Annotated in this window: 25 protein-coding genes and 1 pseudogene; 7 read left to right on the top strand and 19 right to left on the bottom strand. The window is 38.8% G+C overall.

The features are described 5' to 3' along the window. Positions 1-12 precede the first annotated feature (12 nt). The 3 genes from NON16_RS22355 to cobA form a co-directional block, all read right to left on the bottom strand. Positions 13-921, bottom strand: a complete 909-nt coding sequence (locus tag NON16_RS22355; protein WP_257351619.1) for an MFS transporter — start codon at positions 919-921, stop codon at positions 13-15. Position 922: 1 nt separating this feature from the next. Next, entirely contained in the window at positions 923-1,207 is a 285-nt protein-coding gene (locus NON16_RS22350) for an MFS transporter (protein ID WP_257351618.1), read from the bottom strand. Between the two features lie 214 nt (positions 1,208-1,421). Continuing rightward, positions 1,422-2,198 carry a uroporphyrinogen-III C-methyltransferase gene (gene cobA / locus NON16_RS22345; RefSeq protein ID WP_257351617.1) on the bottom strand — a complete coding sequence of 259 codons (777 nt, stop codon included), beginning with the start codon at positions 2,196-2,198 and terminating at the stop codon, positions 1,422-1,424. 190 nt (positions 2,199-2,388) lie between these two features. Between cobA and NON16_RS22340 the strand changes: the two genes are divergently transcribed. Beyond that, on the top strand, positions 2,389-2,712 hold the full coding sequence (locus tag NON16_RS22340; protein ID WP_257351616.1) for a MerR family transcriptional regulator: 324 nt from the start codon (positions 2,389-2,391) through the stop codon (positions 2,710-2,712). Between the two features lie 133 nt (positions 2,713-2,845). On the opposite strand, the gene NON16_RS22335 is transcribed toward NON16_RS22340, so the two are convergent. From NON16_RS22335 to NON16_RS22300, 8 genes and pseudogenes are all read right to left on the bottom strand, one after another. After that, positions 2,846-3,580: an exonuclease domain-containing protein gene (locus NON16_RS22335; protein WP_257351615.1), complete on the bottom strand. Its 735-nt coding sequence runs from the start codon at positions 3,578-3,580 to the stop codon at positions 2,846-2,848. After that, positions 3,570-4,568 carry a DUF294 nucleotidyltransferase-like domain-containing protein gene (locus tag NON16_RS22330; RefSeq protein WP_257351614.1) on the bottom strand — a complete coding sequence of 333 codons (999 nt, stop codon included), beginning with the start codon at positions 4,566-4,568 and terminating at the stop codon, positions 3,570-3,572. Before NON16_RS22330 ends, NON16_RS22335 begins: the two co-directional genes overlap by 11 nt. Positions 4,569-4,618: 50 nt before the next feature. Beyond that, positions 4,619-5,671 (bottom strand): anthranilate phosphoribosyltransferase, encoded by a 1,053-nt coding sequence (locus NON16_RS22325; protein WP_257351613.1) that lies wholly within the window; start codon positions 5,669-5,671, stop codon positions 4,619-4,621. An 82-nt stretch (positions 5,672-5,753) separates the two neighbouring features. Beyond that, entirely contained in the window at positions 5,754-7,025 is a 1,272-nt protein-coding gene (locus tag NON16_RS22320) for an ammonium transporter (RefSeq protein WP_257351612.1), read from the bottom strand. A gap of 362 nt (positions 7,026-7,387) precedes the next feature. Then, positions 7,388-8,278 carry an NAD(P)-dependent oxidoreductase gene (locus tag NON16_RS22315; RefSeq protein ID WP_257351611.1) on the bottom strand — a complete coding sequence of 297 codons (891 nt, stop codon included), beginning with the start codon at positions 8,276-8,278 and terminating at the stop codon, positions 7,388-7,390. A gap of 288 nt (positions 8,279-8,566) precedes the next feature. Then, entirely contained in the window at positions 8,567-9,382 is an 816-nt protein-coding gene (gene blaOXA, locus NON16_RS22310) for a class D beta-lactamase (protein ID WP_257351610.1), read from the bottom strand. Positions 9,383-9,544: 162 nt separating this feature from the next. Then, positions 9,545-9,823 (bottom strand): hypothetical protein, encoded by a 279-nt coding sequence (locus NON16_RS22305; protein WP_257351609.1) that lies wholly within the window; start codon positions 9,821-9,823, stop codon positions 9,545-9,547. Positions 9,824-10,081: 258 nt separating this feature from the next. Then, positions 10,082-10,213: pseudogene (locus NON16_RS22300) on the bottom strand (ABC transporter ATP-binding protein); the annotation flags it as partial. A gap of 161 nt (positions 10,214-10,374) precedes the next feature. Here NON16_RS22300 and NON16_RS22295 point away from each other — a divergent pair. Beyond that, on the top strand, positions 10,375-10,563 hold the full coding sequence (locus NON16_RS22295) for a hypothetical protein (RefSeq protein ID WP_257351608.1): 189 nt from the start codon (positions 10,375-10,377) through the stop codon (positions 10,561-10,563). A 270-nt stretch (positions 10,564-10,833) separates the two neighbouring features. On the opposite strand, the gene NON16_RS22290 is transcribed toward NON16_RS22295, so the two are convergent. Both NON16_RS22290 and NON16_RS22285 read right to left on the bottom strand, forming a co-directional pair. Next, positions 10,834-11,469 carry an FMN-dependent NADH-azoreductase gene (locus NON16_RS22290; protein ID WP_257351607.1) on the bottom strand — a complete coding sequence of 212 codons (636 nt, stop codon included), beginning with the start codon at positions 11,467-11,469 and terminating at the stop codon, positions 10,834-10,836. Between the two features lie 212 nt (positions 11,470-11,681). After that, complete coding sequence (locus tag NON16_RS22285; RefSeq protein ID WP_257351606.1) at positions 11,682-11,909, bottom strand: DUF3892 domain-containing protein; 228 nt, start codon at positions 11,907-11,909, stop codon at positions 11,682-11,684. Between the two features lie 150 nt (positions 11,910-12,059). Between NON16_RS22285 and NON16_RS22280 the strand changes: the two genes are divergently transcribed. The 4 genes from NON16_RS22280 (at position 12,060) to NON16_RS22265 (ending at position 14,344) form a co-directional block, all read left to right on the top strand. Beyond that, positions 12,060-12,260 carry a hypothetical protein gene (locus NON16_RS22280; RefSeq protein WP_257351605.1) on the top strand — a complete coding sequence of 67 codons (201 nt, stop codon included), beginning with the start codon at positions 12,060-12,062 and terminating at the stop codon, positions 12,258-12,260. 254 nt (positions 12,261-12,514) lie between these two features. Next, positions 12,515-12,727, top strand: a complete 213-nt coding sequence (locus NON16_RS22275) for a hypothetical protein (protein ID WP_257351604.1) — start codon at positions 12,515-12,517, stop codon at positions 12,725-12,727. Positions 12,728-12,788: 61 nt separating this feature from the next. Next, positions 12,789-13,547 carry an NAD-dependent epimerase/dehydratase family protein gene (locus NON16_RS22270; RefSeq protein WP_257351603.1) on the top strand — a complete coding sequence of 253 codons (759 nt, stop codon included), beginning with the start codon at positions 12,789-12,791 and terminating at the stop codon, positions 13,545-13,547. A 92-nt stretch (positions 13,548-13,639) separates the two neighbouring features. Next, a complete protein-coding gene (locus NON16_RS22265; protein ID WP_257351602.1) occupies positions 13,640-14,344 on the top strand; it encodes a VCBS repeat-containing protein in 705 nt (234 codons plus the stop codon). Between the two features lie 164 nt (positions 14,345-14,508). On the opposite strand, the gene NON16_RS22260 is transcribed toward NON16_RS22265, so the two are convergent. Both NON16_RS22260 and NON16_RS22255 read right to left on the bottom strand, forming a co-directional pair. Beyond that, positions 14,509-15,051 carry a GNAT family N-acetyltransferase gene (locus NON16_RS22260; RefSeq protein ID WP_257351601.1) on the bottom strand — a complete coding sequence of 181 codons (543 nt, stop codon included), beginning with the start codon at positions 15,049-15,051 and terminating at the stop codon, positions 14,509-14,511. 69 nt (positions 15,052-15,120) lie between these two features. After that, positions 15,121-16,044, bottom strand: coding sequence for a LysR family transcriptional regulator (locus NON16_RS22255; RefSeq protein ID WP_257351600.1), 924 nt, complete (start codon positions 16,042-16,044; stop codon positions 15,121-15,123). 134 nt (positions 16,045-16,178) lie between these two features. On the opposite strand from NON16_RS22255, the gene NON16_RS22250 reads away from it, so the two are divergent. Continuing rightward, entirely contained in the window at positions 16,179-17,231 is a 1,053-nt protein-coding gene (locus NON16_RS22250) for a YeiH family protein (protein WP_257351599.1), read from the top strand. Positions 17,232-17,470: 239 nt separating this feature from the next. Here the strand turns inward: NON16_RS22250 and parC are convergent, their stop codons facing one another. The 4 genes from parC to NON16_RS22230 all read right to left on the bottom strand — a co-directional run bounded on the left by parC (position 17,471) and on the right by NON16_RS22230 (position 24,634). Beyond that, positions 17,471-19,909, bottom strand: a complete 2,439-nt coding sequence (gene parC, locus NON16_RS22245; protein WP_257351598.1) for a DNA topoisomerase IV subunit A — start codon at positions 19,907-19,909, stop codon at positions 17,471-17,473. 4 nt (positions 19,910-19,913) lie between these two features. Then, positions 19,914-21,881, bottom strand: coding sequence for a DNA topoisomerase IV subunit B (parE, locus tag NON16_RS22240; RefSeq protein WP_257351597.1), 1,968 nt, complete (start codon positions 21,879-21,881; stop codon positions 19,914-19,916). A gap of 382 nt (positions 21,882-22,263) precedes the next feature. Next, complete coding sequence (locus NON16_RS22235) at positions 22,264-22,674, bottom strand: CoA-binding protein (protein WP_257351596.1); 411 nt, start codon at positions 22,672-22,674, stop codon at positions 22,264-22,266. A 430-nt stretch (positions 22,675-23,104) separates the two neighbouring features. Beyond that, complete coding sequence (locus NON16_RS22230; RefSeq protein ID WP_257351595.1) at positions 23,105-24,634, bottom strand: carboxypeptidase M32; 1,530 nt, start codon at positions 24,632-24,634, stop codon at positions 23,105-23,107. Between the last annotated feature and the right edge of the window lie 573 nt (positions 24,635-25,207).

Genomic DNA, 25,207 nt, shown 5'->3' with positions numbered 1-25,207 from the left:
AATACCTCCAAATTATTGAATGGATGGAAGAGCATTAACATTCTTTTCTTTACTGCTCATTTTTGTATTACTAATTTCCCGTATTGTTGTTATGAAACAAATAAAGGAATATATCGACAAAATCGTAAATCCTAACATGTAATTCCCGGTTATGTCTTTTGTCATTCCAAGAACAAGCGGCAGGGCAAAACCACCAATCCCCCCAATTGCTCCTATTATGCCTGCTGATGCACCTGTTTTTCCCGGAGAGACATTAGGAACAAGCTTGAATACAGCTCCATTTCCCGCCCCTAAAAAAAGGGCTAATGTTAAAAATGCAATACTGAATATTACAAAATTAACTGCCATAAAAGGGATTAATACAACGTTAACGGCAATTCCTGCAAACAGAATCATTAATATTTTTTTTGCTCCAAAGCGATCAGCTAAATAACCACCCAAAGGTCTTATAAATGTAGCGATCACTACAAACCCTGCTGTTTTCAACCCTGCACTGATGACTGAAAAATGGTAGATTTCTTGTAACAAAGTAGGGAGATAAAGACTAAAAGCAACAAATCCACCAAAAGTAAGGAAATAGAATACAGATAAAATCCAAAGTGGTCTATACTTCATAACCGATAAAGCCTCTTTAAATGTTGTTTCTTTATTTAAAAAGGGGGCTTCCTTCGTAAATAACCAGAAAACAACGGTCATCAAACCCATTAATACAGCACTTCCCCAAAACGTCCATGAAAGTCCAAATTTAGATACCATTGATGGAACAATAAAGCCGGATACAGCTGTTCCGATATTTCCTAAGCCTACAATCCCTAACACATATCCTTGTTTTTCAGGTGGATACCAGTGAGAAACGTAGGAGACAGCAATGGCAAATGTGGCGCCTGCTATACCAATCAAAAACGTCCAAAACAACAGCATTTCATATCGTGGTATATCCAGCCCCTACCAGCAGATAGATCAGAACGAACATCGTTAACGTAAAAATCTTTCTTCCACCATACCGGTCACTCACAATTCCTATCGGGATTCGCATCAATGCTCCTAAAAGAACTGGTGTTGCTATAAGTACACTCAACTCTGTCTCATTTAACTGGTACATATTCTTTACTATTGGCGCAGCCTGCGAAATCATTGTCCAAACGGTAAATGAAATTATTGTTGCAATCGTTGATAACCATAATGCAGATCCTTGGCCTTTACTCATCTTTAGTACCCTTTCATTAGATCTAATGAATTAACATTTTTGAAACCATACTTCAATCGCAAGAAATAGAAATGTCAGAACCCCAACTTTTTTGTTTTTAACACCGATTTGTCTTCCCCTCCTATTCTTTGTTTGTTAACTTGAATACTAACACCGTGATTGAGACATATCATTATTTGCGTGAGAAAATGTAACATATTATTTAGATGTTTTCTTACATTAAAGCGTCGAGTTCTACTTCATGGTGTTTAAGCTGTTCAAACCACTTTATTTTTTCGCGGAGGAGGACCACTTTACCGACAATAATCATGCTCGGATTTTGAATCTGGTGTTTTTCGACGATTCCAACAATGGATGCAAGCGTTCCAGTGACGGTATGTTGCTTCGCTGTTGTTCCGGAGTGAACAACAGCAACCGGAGTGGATCCGGGACGCCCATGTTTCATTAACTGCTGTTGAATATACGGCAAATTACCAACTCCCATATAAATCGCTAACGTATCGATACCTTTTGCGAGGCTTTCCCAACATAAATGATTATCTTGTCCTTTTCGCTGATGCCCAGTTACAAATGCAAACGTGGAACCATAGTCGCGATGTGTGACAGGGATCCCTGCATAGGTGGAAGCAGCGATGCCTGATGTAATACCTGGTACAATTTCAAATTGAACCCCATGTTCTACAAGCATTTCCGCTTCCTCACCGCCTCTACCATACACAAAAGGATCTCCTCCCTTCAGCCGGGTAACAACCTTTCCTCGTTTCGAATGCATCACTAAAAGTTGATTAATTATTTCTTGATCCATCAAATGACAATCCGGCTTTTTACCACAGTAAATCAAGTCAGCACCATTTTTCGCATAGCTCAACAATTCGTGATTAACTAAGCGGTCATACATAATGACATCTGCCTCTTGAATACATTTAAGACCTTTTATTGTGATCAGTTCTGAATCTCCCGGTCCTGCGCCAACTAAGTAAACTTTCCCCATCTAAAATCTCTCCTTCAAAAAATGGCTGCCGTTTTTCATATGTAGAATTATTGCATATTCTTTTCGATTCGATTAAAAACATGTTAGATAATCTTACATAATTTTTGATATTTTCAAAAAACATTTGTATAATTACAACAATAAAGTTATTAAATAATAGATTTGCACTCATAGCGAAAGAGGTGACGGTATGTCAACTGACAAAAAAAACTATAAAGATAAAAAAGTAATGTCAATTGGAATTATCAGTAAAATAACTGGCTTATCTCATCGGAAAATTCGCTATTATGAAGAAAGAAAATTAATTTTCCCAGAAAGAACGGAGAAGGGGACTCGAAAATACTCGTTTGCAGATGTAGAAACATTGATGGAAATTGCAGATCAAATTGAAGATGGCGTACAAACCTATGAAATAAAAAAAGAAATGTCCAAAAAACAAAAAGAACAAACGAAAAATGAACGTAATAAAATGATCCGGGGACAAATAAATGCACATTTTAATATAAAAAAATAGGGGTTGACCAACAAGTGTCTGGCTCTCTCCAATTAACATAACATATAGTAACAAGTAGGTTTGTTACGTACAAATGTTGTGTTGGAGGTGTCTGACTCTTTGTTTTGGGTCAACCCCTTATGGTTTATACATTCTAAAGCCTCATTGAAAGACGTTCGTACACATCTTGTAAGGTTTTGCACCCCAAGGCCTGAATTTTCTTTAAATATAGACTCCATAGTTGTGCTGCCAACTTCGCATCTCCTAATGCATGATGGCGCTCTTGAACAGGAATACCACAATGATCACAATAATCTTCTAGCTTAACTAAGTGGACATTCGGTTCTGCAATTTTGAACAAAAATGACGTATCGACAATCCGGTGTTTGAATTTCGAACGAAACAGCTTCCAGTTCGTATGCTGGAGGAATTTCTTTTCATGATTAGCATGATGCGCAACAAGTACATCCCCTTTTACAAAATCATAAAATTCAACAAGCACTTCTGAAAGCTCAGAAGATCGGATTAAGTCCTCTTCCTTTATCTCCGTCAACTGCTTAATTTCAGGTGAAAGGACGCGATCACAACGAACAAGCGAATAATAGGTTTCACTGTGTTGAACGGTTCCGCCCTTCACCTTTATCGCACCTATCGAGATGATTTCATCACCTTGGTCAGGAAAGAAACCCGTTGTTTCCAGATCAAATACAACGACATTCAATTCATCCAACGGAATTGACAAACTCTCTTCAACCTTCATCTCTTTTTCTAAATGCCTTAATAAAGCAAGGTGCTGAGGATTTGATTGTCCTTGCAACGATGTATAAATGCTCGAATTAACTTTGCCTTGTACCTGTTTCATAAACTGAATAACCGGTTCAAATCTCATTTTTCAATGTCCTTTTGATGATGGACTCAGTATACTCCTGTAGCTTTTTACCATTCATTAAAATCTGTTTTATTTCTTTTTTTTCAGTTTTTCCTAGTTTTTTAACATCAAGAAAATGAACATCATCATAATATTCCGCAACCTTTTGATGATGTTGCAATCTGTGGGATAACAACTTTTCAAAATCTCCTTCGTACAATTCTAACCCCTTCTTATATTCAGGTAATCCAGAAAGGCACCCAAGCCTTGATAGTGTAGAGGTTTCCTCAACATGTTCCTTAATTGATAATAAACGAATTGCATTCACAAAAGGGAAAAAACCTAAATGTTTCAAATCAATACACCCCGTATGGGAACCGTGAGTTTCGGGTAAAAATTGGCGGAATACCCCAACCGCCTTCTTAAAATGCATTGTATTGACAAGTAAGCGATTCAAAAAATAAGGCTTTTTCTCAATGTATTCATGTAATTGTTGCTTTAAGCGGCTGACACATTTTTCTTCTCCAACAAGAACCCTTGCATCATAAAAGATCAACAAAAAACGAATGGAATCAAAACTTTCATCTTCCATCCATTGCGATAGTTGAACTGCCCATTCTTGTTTTGACTTACACCATAATGGATTAGAACTCATCACATTACCATCACAATAAGGATAACCGATAAAATGTAAACCTGAGGTGATTTCTTTCCCAAGCTCCCGGAAGTAGTTACTAGCTTCCTTGTTTGTTGCTTCATAAATCAAGCCATGATCTTGATCGCTAACGACAGCCTGTTCAAATCTTCCAGCGCTACCCATGACAAACCAGGAAAATTGACAAGGAGGGGGGCCTGATTCTTCCTTTACTTTGTTCAATGCAACTTCAAATAAATATCTCATAACGATATCGTGGAAATGATTTAGCTCACCAGTACTTGATTGATGATTTCCGATGTTATTATCACACCAATTTTTTAAGGATAAATACGATTCATGAAGATTACTCATTTAAACACAACCTTTAACTCATTAAATCTAGCGGGACGAACAATTAACCCTCACCTTAAAGAGTTTGTTACTAATAGATTTTGCCATCTCTCAAGTCGTTCTGTTCCCTTTTTTTCAATAAGCTGCCTTTTTGCAACTTGTATCCCTTCCTCTATTGAATTCGAGTAACCAAAAAGGTAATAGCGAACCCCGGCATTAAAGATTACCTGTGCTCTGTAATCTTCAATATCGTCCGATTGTTCTCCATCCAATAATCTCTGTATAATAGCTACCTGTTCTTCAAGCGGGATGAATTCTTTTTCATCCCTTTGTTTTCTTTTAAGCCCATACTCTTCCGGATTGACAATCATAGAGTCAGAGGAATCATTCGTAATTTTATATATAAAACTATTGCGGTGAACAGGTAAATCTTCAGAACCTTCCACACCTTGTACAATAAAAGCTTCTTCATACGCTAATGTTTGCATGATTGGGATGAGCTTGTTGACCGCTGTTTTATGAAAGACCCCGAGCATAATAGATTTCGCATTGCTTAAATTCAATAATTTCTCCACCGTATTTAAAACAGTACGAACTCCGATTTGTTCACGCAACTGGCGAAGGTTAGCCAATGATATACAGAACTTTTCCGTACAGGCAAACCCTATATTTGCCCTTTCAAGTGATTCAGAAGCTTCTTTAACAGTTTTTGCAATCGGAACATGCAAATTTTCAAAAATACTTTTTATAGAAACGCCATTTTTAGGGGGCAATGGGTCACTCCCATGCAAAAAAACAGGCACTCCGCTTTCAGAAAGCAGTATAGAAACCGGTATTGTAGCTGCAAATGTCTTGCGCCCATCATAAGGCCCTGCAAAATCAATTACTTTTTTGGATTCCTTTGCAAATGGTAGTCTATGGGAGGAAGCTCTATATTGATCAATAAAAGCCAATAACTCATCCGACGACTCAGTTTTTATGCGTTCAGCAACCAAAAATGCTGCTATCTGAACATCTGTAGATCCTCCGTTAATGATAGAGTCAGCAGCTTGGAGAGCTTCGTTATACTCAAGATCCCTCGCTCCTCTTTTACCACGACCGACTTCTTTAATCCACTGCTTCACAGAGGTCACTCCTTTATCAATTGTTTTCTAGCTGATAAATAAAGCATTTGAGATCAGATCCCAATGCTTTAATCTCTAAAGTTCAGCTGCTAATCTTTTGCTTTTCTTTCGTCACGAATGCTTCTGGGTAACCATAACTCCCATGTTCACTTAAATCTAAACCAATAATCTCTTCTTCCTCAGTAACACGTAATCCTTTCATTACTTTTTTCATAGTGTATAAAATTACAAATGATACTGCAAAGGCGTAAGCACCCGAAACCGCAACACCCATCGCCTGCACACCGAGCTGCGTAAATCCTCCTCCATAAAATAAACCAGGTAATCCAACTGTCGCCAATTCTGGTGTTGCAAACAATCCGGTCGACAACGTCCCCCATACTCCGGCAGCACCGTGAACGGATAGTGCAAAGATCGGATCATCCACTTTAAGTTTTTCGAAAAATTTCACGCTATAGAATACGAGTACTCCAGCAACTAACCCGATGACAACCGCAGCCCATGTTTCAACAAAAGCGCATGATGCTGTAATAGCAACGAGCCCTGCCAGTGCACCATTTAACATCGTCGGTATGTCTGATTTCCCTAGGACGATCCATGAAATGATCAAAGCGGAAACCGCTCCAGCACCAGCTGCTAAGTTGGTATTTACAGCAACAAATCCGAAAAATCCATCATCAACTACAAATGTACTGCCGCCATTAAAACCAAACCAACCGATCCATAAAACTAAAACACCTAAAGCTGTAAAAACCTGATTGTGACCATATAAATTGTTCACTGTACCATTTTTATTAAACTTACCCATTCTTGGTTTTAAAAGGATGGTCGCCGCAAACGCAGCCATCGCACCCGTTAAGTGAACTACGGTAGAACCTGCGAAATCTTGCTTTCCGTGTTCCGCTAACCAACCGCCGCCCCATATCCAGTGCGCAACTACCGGATATACGAAGGCAGAGAAAAGAATGGCAAAAACAACGTAGACAGAAAGTTTTGCACGCTCAGCAAATCCTCCAAACGCAATCGTTAATGAGATACCAGCGAATGCAAGCTGAAATATAAAGTAAGCAGCCGTTGAATAACTCATTCCTTCGATTTCATAACCAGAATAGAAAAAATCAGACAATCCGATGAAAAAGTTTCCGTTATCACCAAAAATAAATCCATATCCCACAGCCCAGAATAAAATAGACGCAATCCCAAATGTAAAGATGGTCTTTCCGGCAATATGACCGGCATTTTTCATACGGGTTGAACCCGCTTCAAGTAAAATAAAGCCGCCTTGCATAAAGATGACCAAAATAGCTCCCAGCATTAGCCAAACACTATTTAATGAAAACATGATGTCTTCCATGAACAACGCCCCCAATGTAAGATTAATTATTTATTGATGTCAAAAAACCTGACACCGACATTCGATACTTTTATTTTATACTGAAAAGTCTGACATTCAACTCTTATGTAAGATAATCTGACATACTTTTAATTGGAGGGTTATCGGTTGATCTTTATTACCGCTATTAGAAAAAAGGGCGAAATGACCATTATACAGAAAACTTGGCTAGCGCCAAGCCTTGGCGCAGGTGATCGCCATAGTTGCACTTATACTATAGAAAGTATTTATACTTTCTTAACGTGTAAAAAGCAGGCGCTGGCCTGCTTTTTGATCTTCCGTTATTGTGTCTATCCTATTGTTCGTTTCATTTTTATAAAAGTTTAAACAGAATTAGACTGAAACCACTTAATCAGTGCCTGTGTGCCACGTTCTTCCTCTCCTTGTTCGGCCAATGATTTATATAGTGATAGCGACAATTCCAGTCCAGGTGTCAGCATATCCATTTCTTTAGCTGCTTCGAGCGCTATACTCATATCTTTTATGAAATGTTTAATATAAAAGCCAGGTTCGAAATCTCCAGTTATCATTCGAGGTGCTAAGTTGCTGAGGGACCAGCTTCCTGCAGCACCAGTGGTAATACTCTTCAGTACTCTTGACGGGTCCAAACCTGCTTTTTCGGCATACACAATCGCTTCACATACACCGATCATATTCGAAGCTATCGCTATCTGGTTGCACATTTTGGTATGCTGCCCTGAACCTGCTTTTCCCTGAAGAATGATATTTTCCCCCATCACTACAAAGATTGGTTTGACAGCTTCGAAAGCTTCCCGTTCACCACCAACCATAATCGCCAGCTTTCCACTTCTAGCGCCGATATCACCACCAGAAACAGGTGCATCAAGTGAATGGATCTTTCTTGAAAGTACAGATTCATATATTTTCCTAGCAAGAGTCGGGCTTGACGTTGTCATGTCAATAACATACGAATTTGGCATAGCATTCTCTATGATCCCTTTTTCTCCAAAGTATACTTCTTCTACATCGTGAGGATACCCGACCATGGTAATGATGACATTCGATTCAGAAGCAAGGTCAGCTACAGAATTCCTCCAGGTGGCTCCTTCTTCAACAAGCTCGTTTGCTTTGGATTTTGTTCTCGTATGTACTGAAACCGAGTATCCAGCATTTAATAAGTTTTTAGCCATGCTGTTTCCCATAACACCTGTACCTATAAAGCCTATCGTTGATAAATCTTCCCTTAACTTCATTAAACATCTTCCTTCCTATTACATCTTTAAAATATATATATGTTTCACGGGTAGATTTGAAAATTAGACATAGGAGTGATTCCTTCAACATCACCAAGGTTCATTCTCTATATCATGACTTCTGGTGTTTGTTTCTTGTTCCGGGTGCTCTTGCAAACTGAGAACAAAAAGGTTTGTCGTAATTGAAAAGTGGAAAAACCGCTTCCTCATTGAAAGGGAAACGGTCGTACAGCAACGTATGTCTGAACCAGAAGCTTCCACTTCAAACGTACGGTAGGTGGCGGGTAGTCAATCTGCTATTATATGATATTTCTCTAATATGTCTAACGTAATGTTTTTTGCCGTAGTACCAGTCCCTGCGACATTTGTGACAAAAACATAGTCTCGGCCCTTTGTTTCTATAAAACCAGCATACCAGCCTAATCCTAGGTCGGATAAACGTGTACCTGTTTTTCCATAAAGGGTATAGTCATCCCCTTCCTTCTGGATCATCATCTGTTTAACGGTGTTCATCACATTTTTATCAAAAGGAAGTGTTTCTTTATATAAGTTTTCCATAAATTCGGTTTGTTCCAATGGGGTGATTTTGAGTGAGCTATCTAACCAAAATTGATCAATTCCACCACTAATATCTTGGTTACCATAGGAAATTTTTTGGACCCATTCCTCCATTCGGTCCTCTCCGATGTCACGAGCCATCGCTTGATAATACCAAATGACGGAATGACGCATTCCAGACCCAAGTGTGTGATCCTGATTCCAGATTTCGATTTCCCGTTCAACACCATCCCAATACTTTATATCATATTCATCTTGTACCGCTTCTACTTGTAGTCCGATAAGTGCATTAGGAACTTTGAACGTCGATTCCGGTGTAAGTCTTTGATCAGCTCTTTCTTGATTATAGACAAATGTTCTTCCTTTCTTCATATCACGTAAAATGAACGTTCCTTCATGATCAGAGAAAAATTCATCAACGTCGAGCTTTTTAACATTCAGATTCTTCTCAGATGCACCTGCTTCATCTGGTGTTTGGAAAATTGCGCTTAACCCTAATGTTCCGATTAGCAATAATGAAACCGTCAGAAACCTTAACTTTTTCATTCTGTTCACCTCTAAGCAAATTTATTTACTGCTTCATTTTAACTGCTTAATCATTAGATCGACATTGATTTTACAGTAAGTTCTATATGTTATATATAAACATTATAATTGATCTTTAGAAAGGGGTTTTCATCCTATTTATCAGAGAAAATTCAATTTCATCTATAACCACCTTCTTAGCTTTTTTATGTACCGTTTGGAACGAAACATTAGCTCTGTTTTTATATATTTGGATGCATCCAATGAATTAATTGTACTTATGGAGGGATAGACGCCATCATCATTATACATGACCGGAATGACACCTTTACAAATACGAGTACCTGATTCTTTGTTAATGACTTCTGCTTTCACGATTGCCAATTTATTTTCAAGCATTTGATCATCCGATTCTTTTTCTAATGTCTGAACTTCCGACACCTCAAACAAAAATTTCGGCATGTCCTCCACCCCTCCCTATTTAAGATAACCCTACCATGATAACAAGGATTCCTCGTTCAAACGCTTAAGCACGATTAGTATTGTGTTTGTTATTGGCTCGTACCCATGCAGCGAAGGCTTCGATGCCGTCCATGACTGCTTCGTTACAAATGGAGTGAAACATATCAAAAACATGTTCCGCACCTGGCAGTTCCGCGTAGACAACCTGATTAGACGAAGAGTCGTGTATCTTCCACGCACACTATCGTGTCCTGATTTCGGGAAAATTGAAGAAGCAACCTTTAATACATCGATAACGCGATAATTATCTGGGTATTTCTGACCCTCTTTAATGAAGCATACCCGACTGAGCACATGATTGTTTTCATAAGGTGTTTCACCGAACACTTTCGTTAATTACTTATCTAACTAACCATATAAAGAAAATATTGTCAATATTTTCTTGCAAGATTAGGCATGTGTATATTTCTAAATATTTTTCCATATATTAGAGGATGACAATGGTCTTGTGTCGAATAGACTAATTAATTCAAAATATGGGGGTCTTATATGTGTATAATCACCGCCAGGATATACCACTACGTGAAGTTCCAACATTTGAAAATGTAAAGAGTGACAACACGTTAAATGATTCTGTTTTGGATTACCAAAATGGTGCCGTCCCTTCAAAATTCTATTCCTATGATTATTCGATGGTTGTACCGCTCGATCAAGTTCCTTACAAACCACACGACGAATAAGCGCGTCATCTTACGGTTAGCTTCGAATTTCGTCGTAAACTTTGTTCTTCCAGCCCCTCATTTAGGTGAACTAAGCTCCGGTCCTCAGAACTTCATTCCCTTGAACTTCTCGCTTCACACAAGCTGACTAATTAGGGACTGATGGGAACCGGGTGATTGGGCGCTGGAGGTAGACCAAAAGCGGAAGTAAAATTCATTACTTTCTTACCTTTTAGCAAAAAAATAGAGCCTCGGGTGTGATCAACCCGGGGCTCTTCATGTTTAAAATCATTAAAATTGTTTTGCTAGTGTTTTTGCTTTTTCCATTGCTTCATTTTTAATTTGATCTGCTTTATCTGGCATTGCTGCATGACCTTCTGCAATTAATGATTCCGCATCATTGACTCCAAGGAAGCTCATTATGTTACGGATATAGCGATCTCCCATTTCAAGCTCCGCTGCTGGACCTTCTGAATAGATACCGCCACGAGCTTGGATATGAAGTGCTTTTTTATCACCTAAGAGTCCAACCGGTCCTTCCGCTGTATATTTAAACGTTTGACCAGCAATTGCGATCGTATCAATGTATGCTTTCATTCTTGGTGGTACACTGAAGTTCCACATCGGTGTCACGAAGACGTACTTATCAGCATTTTTGAATTGTTCAGTAAGCGCATTGATTCGTCTAACCTTATCCTGCTCATCAACAGATAACTCATCATATGCCGTACCTTGTTGTAACTTACCCCAGCCATTAAATACATCTGTGTCGATATAAGGAATGTCATATTCGTATAGATCGAGTCGTACAACCTCATCTTCTGGGTTCGCTTCTCTGTATGCATGAATGAACTCTTCCCCAACGGAAAGTCCAATTGATTCCTCGACTGATTTTGGGTTTGCTGTAATATAAAGTACTTCTGCCATTTGTATATTCCCCTCCACTTAATCCTTTTATGTTAGTAACTTACTTAAAGTATATCAACAATTAATATAATAGCACGTATTTTTAAAAAAGCAAATGATTTAATTCTCTTTCAGAAAAAATTATGCACTGGAGATCGCCTTAGTTGAACTTTATACTATAGAAAGTATTTTTATACTTTCTATAGTATAAAGAAAAGCTGGGGATTCCAGCTTTAAAAAATCGGTAATCCATCTAAGTTATTATCTGTTCGATTGTCAGGATTGGAACGAATATAGGTCTCTCCATCTTCTTCCCTGACAACATTGACGCCTTCAATTTTCTCGTTGTCGATTTCTTTAATCGCTTCTTCATAAGATACTTCTCTTCCAGAACTGGTTTGAAACATTTGGATTTTACCATCCTCATCTTTCCGGACTGCTGTAAAATGTTCTTTTCCCATACCGATACCTCCTTTTTTAATAGTGTTTTTCGAATGAAGGTTAAATATACAAAACAACCTATTTAATTGGTAAATCATGATAATATTAGCAATAAATAAGAATAAGTATGTAAAACGACCAATTACACTCGAGTGATAAGGGGGAGTTTTATGAGCATTGAATTTTGGATAGTAATAATTATTATCGCGCTTTTTCTCTTACCAATTACATTGGGGATAATAAAATCAAAGCTTGGGACTAGTAACGAGTTCTATGGGGATGAGATGGATAAAGAAAAGAATAAAAGAACAAAAAAAGAGGAGTCTTACGAAAAAACAACATCAGCTTCTAGAAGTCGTGACGGATGGTAGTAGTACATCATCCATTCCAGGAAACAAGAAAACTGAAGTTTAATTCTTTTAAGGTAACAAATAACTGTTGCAAAAACAAAGAGCCTTCCTTCAGGCTCTTTATCAATTTGATAGAAGCCCTGCTACGCTGAGTCTTGTAAAACAAGTCCCAGCGTCTATAAAATATGCATAATCCATCCAGTTAATTTGTGATTCATGATAAACTGAACTTAGGATAATGAGTATATACTTATACATCAAAAAGGAGGGATTTTATGAGTACCGGATTATGGATGTTACTAGGGATTATCGTGCTATTTGCCGTGCCTATACTTTGGGGGATTATTCGGTCTAAACTCGGACTCGGAAACCAATTTTATGGGGATGAGTTGAATAAGAAAAAGAACAAACGTACTAAAAGGGATGACGCTTATGAAAAATCAACCTCTGCCTCGAATAGGGATAATTGGGATAATTGGAATAGCTAATTATCGAGTACGTGCTTTTTATTGGTTGATATATAACTTAGTGGTTGGAGGATGAAATTAGATGAAAAGAATTTTAGTTACAGGCGCAGCAGGTAAGATCGGCCAAGATGTTGCAAACATTTTAGGTAAACAGGAAAATTACCAGTTAAGACTAGCAGATATTAACTTATCTGCTTTAGAGGTTTTCAAAGATACGAATCATGAGACTATTTATTTAGATGTATCTGATTTAGAAGCTTGTCAAGAAGCTAGCACAGATATAGATTTAGTTATACACTTGGCTGGTGATCCTTCACCAGATGCTGATTTTTATGGCTCTTTATTAGAAAGTAATATAAAGGGAACCTATAATATCTTTAGAGCGTCTAAAGATAATAACGTATCCAAAATGATAGTTGCTTCTAGTGCTCAAACAATCGAAAGCTATCCATTGGATTCCCAAGTAAATGCTAATTCACCTATTAGGCCAAAAAATATGTACGGAGTCAGTAAGTGTTTTGTAGAAGCGGTTGCTTCATATTTTGCATATACAGAAGGATTGCAAAGCATTGCTATCCGAATAGGGGCATATGATGATTATAAACCAAATGGTAAATCTCTCTCAGCTCGGGATATGAGTGCCTACCTAAGTCCCGAAGATTTTAATGACCTTCTTTTAAAGTCAATCACTGCAAAGAACTTACCACCTTTTTCTGTTTTACATGGCATTTCAAACAATAGGTTTAAACGACTTGATATAGAAGAAACGAAAAAATTGGTTGGATATACACCAAGTTCGGATGCATTTGAACTGTGTGGGATCAAGCTCTTTGATAAATAGAAAGCGGGAAAATTCATAAAAAATATAACCATTCACCTAACATTAAAAAACGCATACAATAGCAAAGCAGAATTTTAGAGAGGATGGTTGGTATGAGAGGCGCAATGTATAACCGGGCTCTACTAGATATGAAAAGAGGGGATGTATCTGGAGACCGCATTCCTGATATCGTCTATTTGACTGGTTCGAAGCCTTTCCCCGATAGTCCTTTTTATGAAAAGATCACGCTTTGGGTTCAAGATGGTCGGACGAATCAGCGAACGGAGGTCCCACTCAGTACGAGCACTGGATATCACCCAACACTTTTCCTCGGGGATTTTACTAAGGATCGAGTCGAGGATATTTTGATACGAATGGACTCCGGCGGTTCCGGTGGTGTGACATATGATTATATCTACTCTTTTTTGCGAAACCAGTCAAATAAGATTTTTGATTATGAAGTGTTTAACAAAGAAGATTCTTATCAAGTCAATTATCAGGATGGATATAAAGTTAAGGTGATGAACAATAATTCTGGAGAATCATTTGTAATTGATATTCAATACAAGGGTAACGAATATCTATCTGAAATTTATAATCAAAATGGGAAACTAAAAAAGCCCATTACCGGTGGCGTAAATCCACTTGGTGCAGTTTATCCAGTAGACTTTGAACGTGATGGAACCTATGAACTTTTGACATATCAGCGAATTACGGGGCTTTATAACGCTGATGGACTCGGGTTGCTCACTACTAATTTAGAGTGGAATGGTGATTCTTTTACTCCCTTTAATCAGACAGTGTCTATATTCGGTTAAATTCCACAAGTGGTAGAAACCAGAATGCTTACTTTTGGTAAGTAAACATTGTCTGTAACCTATTCTAAGGAAACAAGGGTGGCCAAAAGCTAAGGGCAGCCCTGTTTCACACGTTAAGAAAGTATAAGAGCAAATAAGACGATAGCCAAGTTTTCTTTATGTTTTTACCAATTTTCATTAATGATTGCTAACACTTGATGATCTTCCCATTTTCCATTAATATTTACGTTTTTCCTTGCTATCCCTTCTTTTTCAAAGCCTGCCTTTTCAAGAACCCGAATTGACCCGATATTATGCGGCATTACCCCTGCCTCGATTCGATGCAGCTTTAACGTTTCAAATCCATATAGGACAACCAGTTTCACAGCTTCTGTCATATACCCTTTTCCATTATGTTTTTTATCAAGGAAATAGCCTATAAAACAACTTTGCAAACCTCCTCTTAACACCTCCATGAGTGTTACTTTTCCGATTAATTCGTCGGTTTCAAGAAGATAAACTCCGAACGAATAATGGCGATCTTCCTCCCGCTTCTTTAGTTCATCTTTAATTAAATCAAGTTGTGCTTCATGTGTATAGAATGACTTTTCTCTTATTGCTGAAAATTGCTGAAAGAATTCGCGATTACGATTTTGAAATTGTAAAAATTCCTCAGCATCACTCTCCTCACAATAACGTATGTAAATATTTTTCCCTTCAAATCGCACAAAACCATCTCCTTAAGAAGCTAGTTGAAATCTGACCCCTTCTTTTTCGACAAAAGGTTGTAAAATCCTTTATTTTAAATCAATTACGGAATTGGTCGTCGTTAAAGAAGCCAAAATTTGTTTATCATGAAGTAAATCTATAAACACCTCTAATGCTTTTGTCTGGTAAGGTGCTCTTACAATAATTGAAAACTTTCTTGTTAAATTGAGGTTTTTTATCTTAAGTACCTTTATAGTACCTAGGGATTGTTCTTTTCGAAATGCCCATTGTGATAATAAGCTAATTCCAAGTCCTGATTCAACCGATTCTTTTATAAGCTGCGTACTGCCGAATTCTAATATTTTTTTAGGCATGATCCCTAATGATTTAAACAATTTCTCAGAAGCCTCTCTCGTTCCAGACCCAATTTCACGGACAATCCACGGTTCTTTTTCTATATCGGCTGCACCTACCTCTTTCTCTATTTGGCTCAAACGATGGCTAGACGCCGCGATTACATACATTGAATCCTCGATAATGGGTACAATATGTAACTGATTATCCTTCAGATCCCCTTCGATAATTCCTACGTCTAATTGATGCGCGTGGACTAATTCTGCTATTTCTTTTGTGTTTCCAATTGTTATAGAAGGATTAATTAATGGAAACGTAGTTTGCATCTGAGCAATGTAGTGTGGCAATATATATTCTCCGAACGTATAACTGGCACCAATGGATAGTTTACCGCTTGCATTATTGGTGAGATCGTCAATTAAGTGCTGCATTTTCGAATAGAGTCCTACTATTTCTTTTGCATGATGATAGACAATTTCACCCGCTTTATTTAATCGTACATATTTATTACTCCGTTCTAACACCCGTGTCCCAAGTGTGTTTTCTAAAGCCTGTATATACTGGCTTACTGCTGGTTGAGTCATATGCAATTCTTCTGCTGCTCTTGAAAAATTCTCTTTTTCAGCAACGGTCACAAAGACGAGTAACTGTTGATCCATTCCTTCACCCCCAACGGTAACTGATATATGTTTTTATCATATAATTTACTTATCATCAACATCATAATTATTAATTTTCCTTATACCTTATTATGCATTATCGTTATAGTATACTCAACTTTGGAGGTATAGATATGGAGTTAGATAAAATGAATGATCTATCGCAAAATCCGGGAGTACAGCAGTCTAAAAAAGAACCTTCTTCTTTCGGGGTTTGGATAGGTGGTATTGCCTTTACTTTTCTTATTTCTTTTCTAGGTTATCTTTTGGCAAAGGTACCTGGATTCGATCATATTGGCCAACTAGCTTCAGCTATAATAATTGCTGTAGCTTATCGACAAATATTTGGATATCCAGAACCCCTCCGTACAGGGATCGAATTTTCTTCTAAGAAGCTCTTACGCTTTGCAATCATTCTTTATGGTTTGAAATTAAATATTGGAGTTGTCCTAGAAGATGGCCTTGGATTGCTTTTACGAGATGCCGCGGTTATCCTTTTTGCAATCTTGTTTACGGTGTGGCTGGCAAAACGATTTAACGCCGATAAAAAAATCTCCCTTTTACTCGGAGTCGGTACCGGTGTTTGTGGTGCAGCAGCAATTGCTGCAGTTGCACCAATTATTAAAGCGAAGGATGAAGACACAGCTATCGGTGTAGGCATAATCGCACTGATGGGTACCATTTTTGCAATCACTTATACGATTTTACGCCCAATATTACCTTTATCCCCAGTAGAATATGGGATGTGGACAGGAATCAGTTTACATGAAGTGGCTCATGTGGCGCTTGCTGCTGCACCAGGTGGAGAAGATTCACTTGCGATCGGCTTACTTGCAAAATTAGGTCGAGTATTCCTGCTTGTACCTTTATGTTTCATTTTAATTGTGATTATGAAGAAAAAAAATGTAGGGAATGATGCTCAAACTAAGATTGAATTTCCTTGGTTTTTAATAGGATTTCTAGCGATGAGTATCATTGGAAGTTATATTCTTGGTCCAGTAGTTCCTATTTCAGAAGGTTTTGTTGAGGGAGTTTCAGTGATCACAACCTGGTGTTTAACAGCAGCGATGGTCGGGCTTGGTTTGAACGTCAGCCTTCGGGATCTACGTACTAAGGCATTAAGACCACTTATTGCTATGCTGATAACTTCAATCTGTCTCTCCTTACTGACTTATTTCACAATTTAGAAAAGCGGCAATTTTTTATACTTTAACATTTAAAAAAGTGTGATTTCATTTAAGAAATCACACTTTTTTTTGCACGTTAAGAAAGTATAAAATTTTGTAGGCATAGAAGTGATGTCTAGCTCCAGCGCCCAGCCACTTGGATCACTTCAGTCCTCCTGCGGCGGCAACAGCCTCCTCTCGTCGGTCTTCCAGTGACCTTCGTGGCTAAGCAGGGCGCTTCCGCTTTTATTGTTTAGAAACTAGTATCCTTCTTCTTCTTTCTCTTCTTTCCAAACTTTTATTACTTGTCCTTCAGTTGCTACATCGATTATGAAGGATCCGTTATTGTACCGGTCTGCAGGTCTTAATTGGGTTGGATCGATTACCTCTGATTTCCCTTTTTCAGCCTGCATCATAATGAGTTCATTTTCGTTCGCTGATAATACTCCTACGATCCGATGCGGATTCGATTTCAGTTCCCTCAGCATGACAACTCCGCGCTTTGCACGTGAAGCTAGTTCAAATTCATTGTGGAGTCTCATTTTCTTTACTGCACCACGATTGGTTACGACCACTATTTGCGTGTTTTCCTCTTTTTCTTTCACAAATCCACTCACAACATAATCGTTTTCCTTGAGATTGATAGCTTTAACACCAGCTGCCCGTTGGCCAACGACGCTGACTTCTTCCTCTTGATACCATAAACCATAGCCTGTATGAGTCGCAATAAAGACTTCCTTGCTTCCGTCTGTCACATGTACATCTACAAGTTCGTCCTCGTTTTTCAATTTAAGTGCCATCAGCGGTTTTGAGTACCGTTGCGCTTTGTACTTTGAGAGTTCGGTTCGTTTGACCATTCCGTTTTTTGTAAAGAACAACAAGTATTGATCTTCCCTAAAGTCAACAATCTCCATCGCATCAACGATCATTTCATCTTTATCGATCGAAACGATATTAGTGACGTGCTGACCAGCATCCTTCCAGCGAATATCTGGTAATTCATGAACTGGAATGTACAGATAGTTCCCTTTGTTCGTAAACAACAACAGTGTATTCGTTGTATTGCTGCTGAATAATTTAAGTAGTCGATCGGTTTCCTTCATACCAGGCGGTTCTCCGTTTGAAGCAGCGAATGAACGCGGGCTCGTTCGCTTCACATACCCTTCCTTCGTAACAGATACCATAACGTCCTCCGACGGGATCATTACTTCAAGATTTATTTTAATCTCTTCAATCTCTTGTTCGATTATCGTACGTCTCTCATCCGCGTACGTTTTCTTAACACGACTAAGCTCTTTTTTAATTACTGTACGTAACCTTTGTTCACTGTTCAAAATCGCAAGTAATTCCTTGATTTTCTTTTCAAGCTCGTTTGCTTCTTTTTCAAGGGTGACAATATCGGTATTCGTCAAACGATAAAGCTGTAACGTAACGATTGCTTCTGCTTGAGGCTCAGTAAACTCATATTTATCAATCAAATTTTGCTTCGCATCACGCTTATCTTTTGATGCACGAATCGTAGCGATCACTTCATCCAAAATTGAAATGGCTTTGATCAGACCTTCGACTACATGCTGTCGATCCTGAGCTTTCTTCAATTCATATTTTGAGCGGTTCGTGACAATTTCCTTCTGATGCTCAATATATGCTTGAATCAATGATTTCAAGCCCATTAACTTCGGTGTTCGATTATGAATCGCAACCATGTTGTAGTTAAATGAAATTTGAAGATCGGTGTTTTTAAAGAGATAATTAAGAACGCCTTGTGCATCTGCATCTTTTTTTAACTCAATAACGACTCGAAGACCAGTACGATCCGTTTCATCCCGCACTTCAGAGATACCGTCCACTTTTTTATCAATACGAAGTTCATCCATTCTTTTTACGAGATTTGCTTTATTCACTTCGTATGGAATCTCCGTAATCACGATCTGTTTACGTCCCACGCGCATGTCTTCGATTTCAGTCTTGCCACGCACGACAACCTTTCCTTTACCGGTTTCAAAAGCCTGCCTAATCCCTTTTGCCCCTTGCACAATACCACCTGTCGGAAAATCAGGACCTTTCATTACTGTCATCAAATCATCAACGGTACAATCAGGTTGATCGATTTGCATGGTGACAGCCTCAATTACCTCTCCTAGGTGGTGGGGAGGTATATCTGTGGCATATCCAGCTGAAATACCTGTAGAGCCATTTACAAGTAAGTTGGGAAACATCGCTGGTAAGACAACCGGTTCCTCTTGTGTATCATCAAAGTTTGGGGTGAAATCAACAGTATTCTTATCAATATCTTGAAGCAATTCAGATGCAATTGCTGAAAGTCTTGCTTCGGTATAACGCATTGCAGCAGGCGGATCTCCATCGACACTTCCGTTGTTCCCATGCATTTCAATTAAGACGTTCCTTACCTTCCAATCCTGGCTTAACCGGACCATAGCATCATAGACGGATGTATCACCATGTGGATGGAAGTTCCCGATTACGTTCCCGACTGTTTTGGCAGATTTTCGATATGGTTTATCCGCTACGTTTCCGTCTTGATACATCGCATATAGAATTCTACGCTGTACTGGCTTTAAACCGTCACGCGCATCTGGTAATGCACGCTCTTGAATAATATATTTACTATAGCGACCAAAACGATCACCAATGATGTCTTCTAAAGGTAAATCAAGATATTTCTCTGCGTTCGACAAAACATTACTCCCCCTCTACAACAGCCAGGTTCTCATTTTCTAAGATGTTCGTTTCTTCATCCAGACCGAATGCAACGTTCGATTCGATCCATTTTCTTCTCGGCTCCACTTTATCCCCCATTAATACCGAGACACGACGCTCAGCACGAGCAATATCCTCAATTTTCACACGTATGAGAGTGCGGGTTTCAGGGTTCATCGTGGTTTCCCATAGCTGGTCTGCGTTCATTTCACCAAGACCCTTATAGCGTTGAATTGTATAGCCTTTGCCAATCTTTTTAATTGCATCCTTTAAGCCGTCTTCATCCCACGCATATTCTACAACTTCTTTCTTTCCTTTTCCCTTACTAATTTTATATAAAGGAGGTAGTGCAATATACACTTTGCCTGCTTCAATTAATGGCTTCATGTACCGGTAAAAGAATGTTAACAACAGGACCTGAATGTGAGAACCATCCGTGTCTGCATCTGTCATTATCACGACTTTGTCATAGTTGGTTTCTTTTATTGTAAAATCAGTACCGACACCAGCACCGATTGCATTGATAATCGTATTAATTTCCTCGTTTTTAAAAATGTCTTGGAGCTTTGCCTTTTCGGTGTTGATGACTTTACCTCGAAGCGGTAAGATGGCCTGAAAACGACGATCGCGTCCTTGTTTTGCAGATCCACCTGCAGAGTCACCCTCAACCAGGTATAGTTCATTTTTATTCGGATTACGAGATGAGGCAGGTGTCAACTTCCCACTTAGCATCGAATCTTTCCGTTTGTTCTTTTTACCATTGCGAGCATCTTCACGGGCTTTTCGAGCAGCCTCGCGTGCTTGAGCAGCTTTAACTGCCTTACGAATAAGCATTTCACTCGTCTTTGGGTTTTCTTCTAAAAAGTAATTGAGTTGCTCAGAAACAACGGCATCTACCGCTGAACGAGCATCACTTGTTCCAAGCTTGCTCTTCGTTTGTCCTTCAAACTGGAGCTTTTCCTCAGGAATACGGACAGAAACAATGGCCGTTAACCCTTCTCGAATATCAGATCCATCAAGGTTCTTTTCTTTTTCCTTCAGTAGTCCTGTTTTACGGGCATACTCATTAAACACACGTGTCATTGCCGTTTTAGAGCCTGACTCATGTGTTCCTCCATCTTTCGTACGGACATTGTTTACAAATGATAGCATATTTTCAGAATAGCCATCGTTAAATTGGAAGGCAAATTCGGCTTCAATGCTGTTATGGAACCCTTGGAAGGAAACAACTGGGCTCAACGTATCTTTTTCCTCATTCAAATACGTGACGAATGCCTCAATCCCGGTATCAAATTGGAATATATCCTGCTGGTTGTTTCGCTTGTCGATTAGCTCAATTTTCAATCCTTTTAACAAGAAAGCAGCTTCTCGTAAACGTTCGCTTAATGTATCGTAGTTAAACGTTGTGGTCGAAAAGATGTGCGTATCTGGTTTAAAGTGGATGATTGTACCCGATTTGCGTGTGGTACCTATACGTTCTAACGTTGAAGCAGGTCGTCCACCATTTTCAAATCGCTGTTGGAACTTCACTCCATCACGATGGATGGTCACTTCAAGCCACTCAGATAATGCATTGACGACAGAGGCACCAACTCCGTGAAGACCGCCACTTGTTTTGTATCCACCCTGTCCAAACTTCCCGCCAGCATGGAGGACAGTTAAGATCACTTCAGGTGTCGGCTTTCCTGTCTTGTGCATTCCCGTAGGCATTCCGCGCCCTTCATCAGTAACACTGATACTGTTATCTTTATATATTGTGACGGTAATCGCATTTCCGTACCCCGCGAGTGCTTCGTCAACAGAATTATCTACAATTTCATGTACGAGGTGGTGTAACCCACGGCCATCGGTACTCCCGATATACATTCCAGGTCGCTTACGGACAGCTTCAAGACCCTCCAAAACCTGAATCGCATCATCATTATAAGTAAGCTGTTCTCTAGTAGCCAAAACCCTCGTGCCCCTTTCAAAAACTCAAACAATCTATTACTTTCTTTTTAATAAACGCAACTTAGGCTCAGTCTACGCCAAAGCCCAGTATTGCCTAGTTTTCTTTGTTATCATACCAGAACATCTGTTCACATACAATGTTCATTTCATTTAAAATATCGGTAAATAGCCCGTTCTTATTAAGTATTTCTACTCACAGTGAATCATTATACCATAAGGCTAAAACGAAATTAGCTAGATATCTATAATGACACATTCTTAATCCGACCTCAACAGATGCTGAATTAAGAATATACCATTGAATCTTTCCGAAACTTGTTCGTTTCATACAGGTGTATAGAAAAAAGGAATGAACCACCCCGTGCCGAGTGGCTCATCTAAGCTAGATTGAAGCATGTTCAACTTTTATACAACGATCCATAACAACGGTTGTATTTGTATTTTGCAATATCTCTGCTGCTTCATCGTTTTCGAGTCCTAGTTGTGCCCAGAAAACATCTGCCCCAACTTCCTTCGTTTCCTTTGCAACCTCTGGCAAATATTCACTTCTACGAAAGACATTTACGATATCAATATCCCCTGGTATATCTTTTAAGGATTTATATGCCTTTGCACCAAGCACCTCCGAAACCGTCGGGTTCACCGGAATAATCTCGTATCCATTTTTTTGCATGTATTGGGAAACTTGATAAGAGGTTCGCTCAGGACGATCTGATAATCCAACGACAGCGATTCGCGTCTTAGTTTTTAAGATTTCATTGATGGTATTTTGATCAGGTTTTTGATAAGACATACGACCATCTCCTTCGTTATTACTTTTTTTACTTTTATACTTTACCCTATCACAAACAATTCGAATTCAAACATTTCTTTATTTAATTCGCCTTAGCTCATTCTATTTCCTTCATGGCAGGTCGCTACAAGGGGAATTTATTTTTTCCCAATGAAAAAATTTAGGTAGATAATTATGTTTCAAATCATCAACAAGCAACATATATTGTATTAAACAAAAAAAGTTGCCATAAGTAAAAAGGAGGACGAAGGCATGCCTAATTCGATTAAAAGGAAGCTTGCCTGCTGCACTTTGTTCTTACATTGCATTTCGGTATTTACGGATGATGAACGTGATGAGATCATTCTGAAAATCCTAAATCAAAAAAACTGATCAAACAGAGAACTTTTGCATAAATGCTTCTCTATTGATCAGTATTTTTTTAATTAGTTTATCCGATTCGATAGACGTCACGGTATTTCGTATTTAGGTACTTAATTAGGTGGGCGGCATTCAAGCCCTCACCTGTGACATCCTTAATAATTTCAATTGGTTGCTTCGTTTTACCATGCTTATGAACCTTTTCGGTTAACCATTCTTTAATTGGCAACATATTTCCCTCTGCTAGTTTACCATCAAAGTCCGGAATGTCTTTTACCATTGCTTCCTTCAATTGTGCCGCATAAATATAGCCAAGCGCATATGATGGGAAGTAACCGAAGTCACCGCCAGACCAATGGATGTCTTGCAGGACACCTTCTGCATCATTCTTTGGTTGGATACCTAAGTATTCTTGCATCTTTTCGTTCCATATTTCAGGTAAATCTTTAACCTGCAGCTGATCGCTGAACAATCCCTTTTCAATCTCATATCGGATAATGATGTGTAGCGGATAAGTCATTTCGTCTGCTTCAATTCGGATTAGAGATGGACCAGCAACGTTTATTGCACGATAATAGTCATCAACCGATACTTGATCAAATTGACCATTTGCATAAGACTTAAATGTTTCATAGTTGTTCTTCCAGAAATACTCATTACGCCCAACAAAGTTTTCCCAGAATAAGGATTGTGATTCATGGATCCCCATTGAAGTACCTGTGCATAATGGTGTTCCGATTAAACTCGCATCAATATTTTGCTCATAGAGAGCATGACCACCTTCATGAATCGTCCCGAATACCGCTGTACGGAAGTCTTTTTCATCGTATTTCGTAGTTACACGTACGTCTCCAGGGTTCAATCCGATTGCAAATGGATGTGCGGTTTCATCGAGTCGTCCAGCATTGAAGTCATAGCCCATTTGTTTTAATACATGAAGGCTAAAGTCCTTTTGTTTGCTTGCAGGAAAGTTTTGAAATAAAAAGGATGTCTCAGGCTTATCTTTTGCATCAACTACATCCTGTAAAAGTGGAACAATCGCTTCCCGCAATTGTCCGAAAACATGATCGATTGTATCAACAGTTACACCTGGCTCATACAAATCCAACAACGTGTTATACGGATGCTTTTCATAGCCCCAATAACCAACGAATTTCTTTTTGAAATCAACAAGTTTTTGTAAATAAGGTTGTAGTATGGAGAAATCCGATTTAGTTTTTGCGTCTTCCCAAACATTCTCTGCCTTTGATTGAAGAATAATATACTCTTTATATTCTGCTTCAGGAATCTTTTCGTTGCGTTCAAATTCCTTTCTTGACTCCTCTACTGCTTTTCTCGTTGTCATTGATAATTCAGGGTGCAGTGAGTTATCACTTAAGGAATCTAAACACTCTTTCATTTCTTTGGAGGTGGATAGCTTAAATACCTCCGAGGAAAGTGTCCCAATCACTTCTGAGCGTTGTTCTACTCCCCTTTTCGGAGCCCCTGTTCTTAAATCCCAAACGATGAGTCCAATTGCTTCATTGTAGCTCGTAATCTTCTGAGAAAGTTCCATGAATTTTTGCTCAGATTTGCTAGCTGTCGTATTTGTCAATTTCATTCATCTCCTTCTATGTATCAATGGTCTACTGTTTTTTGAAAAATTTGCCGATAAAGACCCATCCTACATATTTGACAAAACAGAGTAGAATTCCTTTTCCTAGAATGAAATTTTTTATTCTTTTACTTTAGCATTCGATAGATTAATAAGAAAAGCGGAAGCGCCTTGACCAGGTGCGATAAAGAAAACTTGGTAAGCGCCAAGCTTTGTGAAGGCGGTTGCCTTAGTTGCACTTATGCTTGTGAGTGCAAGCGCTGGAGATTCTGCAACATAACACGCTTTTTGTGTTTGTGGAAGAATCGAAGCGACCTCGAGCACCTAGGCGCTGAAGCTAGACATTGCATCTATGCAGCAAAATTTGTCGAGTAGGAGGGAGCCTTTCCATTATGGATTGTGCTCCGCCCCCCTCACAGAACCGTGCGAGCGGTACTCCCGCACACGGCTCTTCTCCATCATCATTTACAGAATATAGCTTAATTCGCTTCTAAGATCGTATATGTTCACTTTTACTCGTAGCTTCGACAATGGATATTTTCTAAGAAATAGATTGAACTTATCCCAATCAAATGATTT

The organism is Pseudalkalibacillus decolorationis, from assembly GCF_024609785.1.
Lineage (GTDB): Bacteria > Bacillota > Bacilli > Bacillales > Fictibacillaceae > Pseudalkalibacillus > Pseudalkalibacillus decolorationis.
Note: the sequence above shows the minus strand (reverse complement) of the source record. Positions and strands in the feature narration are given on the sequence as shown.